The 4,640-nt window shown below is 29.9% G+C and carries 5 protein-coding genes; 1 reads left to right on the top strand and 4 read right to left on the bottom strand.

The genetic code is table 11. From position 1 onward, the window contains the following. Positions 1 to 88: 88 nt before the first annotated feature. The 4 genes from HMPREF3046_RS03175 to HMPREF3046_RS03190 all read right to left on the bottom strand — a co-directional run bounded on the left by HMPREF3046_RS03175 (position 89) and on the right by HMPREF3046_RS03190 (position 4,237). Complete coding sequence (locus tag HMPREF3046_RS03175) at positions 89 to 1,582, bottom strand: serine-aspartate repeat adhesin O-glycosyltransferase SdgB (RefSeq protein ID WP_070716397.1); 1,494 nt, start codon at positions 1,580 to 1,582, stop codon at positions 89 to 91. 707 nt (positions 1,583 to 2,289) lie between these two features. Continuing rightward, complete coding sequence (gene folE2 / locus HMPREF3046_RS03180) at positions 2,290 to 3,168, bottom strand: GTP cyclohydrolase FolE2 (protein WP_070716399.1); 879 nt, start codon at positions 3,166 to 3,168, stop codon at positions 2,290 to 2,292. Positions 3,169 to 3,195: 27 nt separating this feature from the next. Further along, complete coding sequence (bshB2, locus tag HMPREF3046_RS03185) at positions 3,196 to 3,861, bottom strand: bacillithiol biosynthesis deacetylase BshB2 (RefSeq protein ID WP_070716401.1); 666 nt, start codon at positions 3,859 to 3,861, stop codon at positions 3,196 to 3,198. Positions 3,862 to 3,874: 13 nt separating this feature from the next. Then, entirely contained in the window at positions 3,875 to 4,237 is a 363-nt protein-coding gene (locus HMPREF3046_RS03190; RefSeq protein ID WP_002488035.1) for a YojF family protein, read from the bottom strand. A 185-nt stretch (positions 4,238 to 4,422) separates the two neighbouring features. Here HMPREF3046_RS03190 and HMPREF3046_RS03195 point away from each other — a divergent pair. Continuing rightward, a partial coding sequence (locus tag HMPREF3046_RS03195; RefSeq protein ID WP_176745781.1) for an orotidine 5'-phosphate decarboxylase / HUMPS family protein occupies positions 4,423 to 4,640 on the top strand: 218 nt, incomplete at its 3' end.

The following is a 4,640-nucleotide window of genomic DNA, read 5'->3' on the forward strand; positions in this document are numbered from 1 at the left end:
TTAAGTTCCCATTTTAAGGGTTCAGTGCCATAGAAATTGTCCTTTTTTTATTTATCCAGAAACTTTATGTCCTAGACTCTTTATTATTTTAATTATTGATTAATCTTAAAGCGTTATCCCATTTTTCAATTATATTATTTTTAGAATAATTTTGAGAAAGTGCGATACTTTGTTTTGAAAATTCTTGTTGAAGTTTAGGGTGTTCAAGTAAATATTTAACTTTATTGGTTAGTTCTTCTTTATCGTTTTTAGGTATTAAATATCCATTTAAACCATCTTTTACTAATTCATTGGGACCATATTTAATATCATAACTAATCATAGGAACTCCATATGATTGACACTCTAATAATGCTAAAGAAAATCCTTCCATATTGCTAGTTATAATACCTAAATAAGCATCGCTATATTCTTTAGATAAATTAGGTAGAAATCCTCTTAAAAAGATCTTATCTTCTAAGTTGTATTTTTTAATTAAATTTAATAGCTTATCTTTTTCTTTACCAAAACCATATAAATGAAGTTGTAATTCAGGAAACTCATGTTTTAAGTTATTTATCAACTCAATTTGATGATGAAGTTGTTTTTCAGGAGAATATCTTGCAACTGAAATTAATTTTTTTGGCGAAACTTTTCTATCATTATGAGCGTTGATATGGTGATTTTCTGAAAAACCAACTGGAATATTTATGACTGGTATTTGATTGTCAATACGAGTTGAAACATCTTGTTTTTGAGAATCTGTAGAAACAATGATAGCTTTATAACGCGATAAATTGCTAAAAAGCGCTTTGTAAACATTCTTATAATTTGAAGTATCTACCTGATCAATATTTTTCACATGAGTACTATGTAATATAGCTACAACTGGAATATTTGGATCAGAATGATTAAACGCTGGGGCAGTATAAATATTTTTATCGCTGAAAAAGACATCTCCGTATTGATAAATTGAGTTAATGAAAAAAGAACGTAATCCTGTTTCATTTTTGAAAAAGTGAGTTCGATTCTTATAATTTAAAATAATTCTTTGAATCTCATTATTTTCGATATTAAAATATTTTTCGATAACAATTTGACCAGTTAAGTTATGATATTGTTCGGCAAGGACAGTTTGATTAGTCGTCAATATACGTGTACAACTTAAAAAGCCTCTCACATCATAAAACTCACGCTTGATTTTTTTGCCATTCATATCAAAATAATTAATATAATCTAAAGTTTTATAGTTAGGGTCTAAGAAACGAACATACATAATAAAATTGCTTGAATCGTAAATTCTTATATCTCTAGAATTTGGAACATATCTTAGCTCATAATTACAATCATTTTCCCAATAAGAAATGTAATCAAAGTGTTCTACTTTAGTAAGATTTTTGGAATCTTGAAAATAGTCGTACATGTTTAAATATTCTTTTTTTTCAATAAAACTTTCAGCTTGTTTAGTCAAAAATCTATTCCAAGCTAAGAAAATACATCTAGCTTTTTTGCCACTTTCTTTAAAGATTTTGAGTCTATTGATCATAGCTTTCTCAATACCAGTAATATTTCCACCTAAATTATACCCTACAAAATAGTACATACATTACCTCATATCAATTAAATAATTTTACATAATTATATCACACTAATTAAAAGTAATAACATTTTAATTGTGTAAAATTTTTGAAATTTAAAAAACCTTAATTAATCGTGGTAAAATATAGCTTAATCTGAAATTATACAAAGAAAATCTTTAAATAATACCTCTTATAAAAATTAATAATTTTAAAAGTAATGTACTTTTGATAAAAGATTAGTTTACAATATGTAAAATGTTCAATTTTTACTCGAATGCCTAATATTTACAAGATGAATATCACCTTGAAATTTATTTATTATGATATTTGAATATAGTATCATAGATTGGTGTCTATTTCGTAATCTACTTTAGATATTATATCTCAGAATGAATCTGTAAAAAAAGACACTTTATGTATAGCTACTTCATTCATGGGCTTGTACCAGGATTTGTTTCTTAATTACTCCATGTACATATAATAATATTGAAGATATCATGATATTAATGATGATTTAGAATGCATGTATTTTCTTAACAATAGTTGTATCGCTGATCATTATTGCAGCGATGAGTTTCGTTAAACCTAGTGAAAAGAGAACAAGGAAATAGTATTAAGGTGAGTTACGTCAAATAAACTTAATAGTAATCTAAAAATCCAAATAAAAATATAAACATATTAAAAAGCAGTTGTCTTTAAAATAATTAGAGACAACTGCTTTTTAATATGTTTATTTTCTATATTTTAGTCTTGCGAACGCATCGTGTTGGTGAATGGATTCTTCGTTTCGACATTCAATGTCAAAGCCATCAATCCAGTCAAAATCTACTAAATCTGCGGCAATTAAACGAATTAAATCTTCAACGAAACGTGGATTTTCATATGCACGTTCTGTTACGCGTTTTTCATCAGGACGTTTTAAAATTGGATAAAGAATAGAGCTTGCATTTGCTTCCATTGCATCTAAAATCTTTTCTTTGTAATCATCTATCATTTCAGAATTTTTATCTAAATACACTTTTACTGTTACAACACCCCGTTGATTATGAGCAGAGTATTCGCTAATTTCTTTAGAGCAAGGACAAAGTGTTGTTACAGTAGCTGTGATGGTAAGTTCTTTACGCGTTACTTGATCTTTATGAATTGCTAAACCGTAAGTAATATCAGCACTACCTACTGCTTTGATATGAGTTACAGGACTATAACGATCAAAGAACCATTTACCTGAAACGTCTACTCCAGCAGCATTCTGTTTCATATTGTCTTGTAATGTACGTAATACTTGATATAGTGTATCGAAATCCAGTTCTAAACCATTATTATAATGTTTCTCAACACTTTCTAAGATACGACTCATGTTAATACCTTTTTCATCTTTATTTAAACTTGTTGAGAAACTAAATGTACCTGCTGTTTGAAATTGATCAATTTTAACAGGATATACTAAATTTTTAATACCCACTTCTTCAATTTCAAACAAGAAGTTTTTATGTGTACTTTGTAAGTCAGTCATTTCATTTTTAGTTGTAGGTTTTGTACCTTTGATAGGGTCTACTGAACCAAAATGTTTCCAGCGACCTTCTCGAGTAGATAAATCAAATTCAGTCATTCGTTTATTGTACCTCCTCTAATGATTTTAATTGTCGAAATGATACGTCCAATAAGGTTCGACTTCTAGAAAACTTTGTGTTTCTCCGCCAACTTCAGGGCTAGCTAATTGTTTTAAGAAAGGACCTGTTTGAGATTTATGAGCTTCAAACGCCTTTAATTTAATCTCTTTATATTGACTAATGTCATTTAATATATCAGGTTCTCCTAAAATATCCGGTGCATCATTACTAAATGCTACGAGTTGAAGTCTTGGACGCTCTTCTTTAGGCATACGTCCTACTGTTCTTACGACAGCTTCAGCTGTTGCTTCATGGTCTGGATGTACGGCAAATTTTGGATAAAATGAAATAATCACTGATGGATTTGTCTCCTCAATCAATGTTTTTACCATATCATCCATTTGCTCATGTGGCTCAAATTCTACTGTTTTATCTCTTAAACCCATTTTACGTAAATCAGTAATACCAATCACTTTCATAGCATCTTCTAATTCTTTTTCGCGAATATAAGGTAGTGACTCTCTTGTCGCAAAAGGGGGATTGCCTAAATTACGTCCCATTTGTCCTAATGTGAGACAGGCATAAGTGACAGGCACCCCGTTTTCAATATAACTTGCGATTGTCCCAGCAGATGAGAAGGTTTCATCATCGGGATGTGGAAATATCATTAGTACATGGTTTTCATCTTTCATGAATCTTCCTCCTCTATACTGTGAATGGCTGTTCACTGATTTCAATCGTTGCAGCCAACTGTCCTTCGTAATTAAATCCAGCTATTAAAAATTCATTATTATCATTGATTTCATAGTGAGTCAGGCCTTGCACATATACCCAACCTCCATCACGAAGTTTCAACCCAACACGAAATGGGTCTTTATCTCCGCCCTTTAGTTGCGCATGTTCATATGTGACTTGTATATTTCGTAAAAACGTACCTGCATTAAACACACGTTGATCAAAATGATTAGCATATGCACCATTCGTCGTTTCAACATGCAAATAGACAGGTTTGTTTTCAAATGTAGTTAACAATCGTTGTACTTCTTCAGCTTTAATGGGTTCCAACACGTTCACTCCTTACAACCATACAATGTGTGTATCTATCTATTTTACTAAAAAGAACTACCGAATTGTACACCTATGCTCAATTTATTTATAAATGAAAGAAAATAATTTGAAGTGATTTAAAGGTTTAAAAATATTTAACATGGGTATTTATACTACTACGACTATGATATGAAAGGATGTTTGTAATGGAATTACAATTAGCAATCGATTTATTAAATAAAGAAGAAGCAGCAAAATTAGCTAAAAAAGTTGAAGAATATGTGGATATCGTAGAAATTGGTACACCTATCGTTATTAATGAAGGATTACCAGCTGTTCAACATTTAAACGAAAATATTAATAATGCTAAAGTGTTAGCTGATTTAAAAATTATGGATGCAGCAGACTATGAAGTAAGCCAAGC

It is taken from the genome of Staphylococcus sp. HMSC070D05 (assembly GCF_001815595.1).
GTDB classification, from domain to species: Bacteria; Bacillota; Bacilli; order Staphylococcales; family Staphylococcaceae; genus Staphylococcus; species Staphylococcus hominis.